The 2740-nt window shown below is 75.0% G+C and carries 3 protein-coding genes; all 3 read right to left on the bottom strand.

Annotated elements, in window-relative coordinates; genetic code table 11:
- Positions 1-887, bottom strand: an 887-nt coding sequence (locus ABD976_RS29455) for a hypothetical protein (protein WP_345368323.1), incomplete at its 3' end; no start/stop codon positions are given.
- A gap of 120 nt (positions 888-1007) precedes the next feature.
- Entirely contained in the window at positions 1008-2345 is a 1338-nt protein-coding gene (locus tag ABD976_RS29450) for a hypothetical protein (RefSeq protein ID WP_345368322.1), read from the bottom strand.
- On the bottom strand, positions 2345-2650 hold the full coding sequence (locus ABD976_RS29445) for a hypothetical protein (RefSeq protein WP_345368321.1): 306 nt from the start codon (positions 2648-2650) through the stop codon (positions 2345-2347). Before ABD976_RS29445 ends, ABD976_RS29450 begins: the two co-directional genes overlap by 1 nt.
- Positions 2651-2740 lie beyond the last annotated feature (90 nt).

The following is a 2740-nucleotide window of genomic DNA, read 5'->3' as shown; positions in this document are numbered from 1 at the left end:
GCCAGGGCGATGCGGTCACGCTCGCGCTCGAGGGTGTTGGCGGTGGTGCGCCCGGCGGCGTCCAGGAGGATCCGGAACGCCAGTCCGCGGGCGATCGGACCGAGGATCTGCAGTTCGGCCCCCGGAACCGCCCCGTGAGGGGTCGCGACGCGGTCGGTCCAGGCCTGCTGGATCTCCTCGGCGCGCCCGACCTGCACCTCCTGCTCTGCCGTGGTGGGCTCGCCGAGCTCGGTGGTGTCGAGGTCGTCGAGCTCGGCGGGCAGCGGGTAGGGGTGGGCGACGTGGCGCCACCAGGGCAGCGCGAGGTAGCCGATCCCGGCCAGCAGCGCCAGCCACATCCCCGGCAGGTGCGCGGCGGCGGCCAGCGGCATGCCCGCGCTCCACGCGCACAGCATCCCCAGCCCGGCTTTGAGCCGGTCCCGGAACGCCGCCGGGCACGCGGTGGCCAGCCGCCGGCGCCAGGCCAGCACGCTGGCGCCGGCGGTGGTGGCCGCGCACAGCGCGGAGATGCCCACCGGGACCCCCGAGCCGAACTCGGCCAGCGCCCACGCGGCCTGCCCCAGTGCCGCATAGGGAGCGGCGATCAGCCAGGGCCGCAGCTGGCGGCGGTTGCGGCGCTCGGCGGCGGCCAGGTCCGCGGCGAGGTTCACCGCGGTCTCGGTGGCCTTGGCCCGGATCGCCGCGGAGCGCAGTTCCGCGCGGGCCTCGCGGCGGGCCTGCCGCCACAGCGCCTCGTCGGAGTCGCGGTCTTCGGGGCGGCGCCGCAGGTTGTCGTGCTGCAGCTGCCGGTAGCGGCGCTCGGCGGCGGCGGCCAGGCGCTCGGCTTTGTCCTCGGCGGCGGTGGCCCCGTCCGGGGCGGGCTCGGTGGTGTGGGTGTCGGTGGGCACAGCGCTACCTCCCAGCGGTACAGGCAGGGTCGGTTCAGGGACAAGGGGGTGAGGGCTGAGCGGCCCACAGGACCGGCACCCCGGGCCACGGGGGTGCCGGTCCGAGTGCGGCTCAGGACCTCAGGCGTTGGCGTAGAAGTCGGTGTCGCGGGCCACGCCGTTGGCCTTCTGGGACTGGACCTGCTCCTGGATGCCGAGCTGCTCGGTGAAGGCCCGCTCGGCGGCGGCGAGCCCGGACTGGGCTTCGGCGAGGGAGTCGTGCAGGGCCGAGAGCTGCTCGGCGATGCGGCTCATCTCCCCGGACAGCGCGGCGAAGGACTCGCCGGTGGCGGCGAGGTGACCGATGATGCGGCCGTTGAAGCCCTTCTCGGTCAGGGTGGCCTGCGCGGTCTCGAGCTTGCCCAGCTCAGCGTTGAAGGCCTGGGACGTGGCCTGGGCCTGAGCGCAGGCGGCCTCAAACGTGCCCACGATCAGCCCGCAGTAGGCCTGGGTGTCGCGGGAATAGACGAGCGCCGTGGACAGGTCGGTGATCTCGCCGGAGTGCTGCGTGGTCACGATGGTGCTCCCTTGATCGGTGGAACGGGACGCCGCCTCGGTACTGGACGACGCCGAGGCGGACTGGGGGGTGTCGGTGCGCTCGGTGCCGGGCCCGTCAGCCGGCGGTGCGGGCTCGGAGTCACTGACCGGGTGCTCCCCTGGAGCCGGGTCCGGGGTGGTGTCCTCCTGCGGTTCCGGTGCGCCGGAAGGCTCGTTCGCCGTCGTCGGCGGGTCCGCGGCGGGATCGGGCTGCTCCTGCTCACTGCCCGGGGTGTCGCGGCGCAGGGGGATCACCTTGGCCGTCGGCTCCTCGGTGCCCGCACCGCCCTGCGGCCCGGGGGACTCACCACTGGACGTGCCCTCAGCCGCCGCGACCTCGCCCTGCCCGGTGACCTGGCCAGCGGTCTGGTCGGTGGTCTGGTCGCCGGCCAGCGGCGTGTCCTCGACCGGGGCCGCGCTGCTGTCCTTGCGGGCGGCGCGGTCGGCGCGGCGCTCGGCGATGACCTCGCGGGTGTCGCGGGCGGAGCGCTTGGCCTGGTCCCACGAGACGTTGCCCCACTTCGCCAGCGTGGCCGAGACCTGGGCGCGGCGGGCGGCGCGCTTACGCATCCGCTGCTTGTGCCGGGCCACCGCTTCCGGGCCGCCCTCGCGGATGATCTGCATCCGCGCTTCGTGGCGCTGGGCGGCCTTGGCGGTGCGGGCCTCGGTGGCGTTGTCCCACAACCGCCGCGTGTAGCGGGGGGTGGGATGGGACTTCTCCCCGCGGGCAAGCTTGGCTTGGTGGCGCAGCCGCCACTTCTCCAGGCTCGGCGGGGTCTCGCCCTTCGCCTTGGCGACGATGTCGGTGACCGCGGCACCGGCGACCTTGGTGGTGGTGCCCAGCAGCGCGATCAGCAGCAGGCTGGCGGTCAACGGGTCCATCAGCGCACCTCCCGGCGCCGGGCGGCCCAGGTGCGGGCCATGGACAGATAGGTCCCGGCGGTCAGCGCCGCCGTGGCTTCCAGCGGCCCGTCGAGCCCGCCGCGCAGGACCTCGGCGGCGCGGGCGAGGTAGCCGGAGCCGACGCAGTGCTCGTCGCGGGCGGCGGCGGCCAGGTCGCTGGCCGCGTGCGCGGCGTGGGTCAGCCGCATCCGTTCGGGTTCGCGGTGCCGGGCGGCGGCCAGCAGGTCCTCGGCGAGGGTGAGGTACTCCTCGACCTCGCCGGCCTCGGTGACGTCGGTGCTCATGACAGGGATGTCCTCCCAAGCGGGTCAGGGGTGCGGGCGGATGATGATGGGTGCTGGTACGTGCCCCGCCCGCGTTCGACCGCGGCTGGC

This window comes from Saccharopolyspora cebuensis, from assembly GCF_039542665.1.
GTDB lineage: Bacteria > Actinomycetota > Actinomycetes > Mycobacteriales > Pseudonocardiaceae > Saccharopolyspora > Saccharopolyspora cebuensis.
Note: the sequence above shows the minus strand (reverse complement) of the source record. Positions and strands in the feature narration are given on the sequence as shown.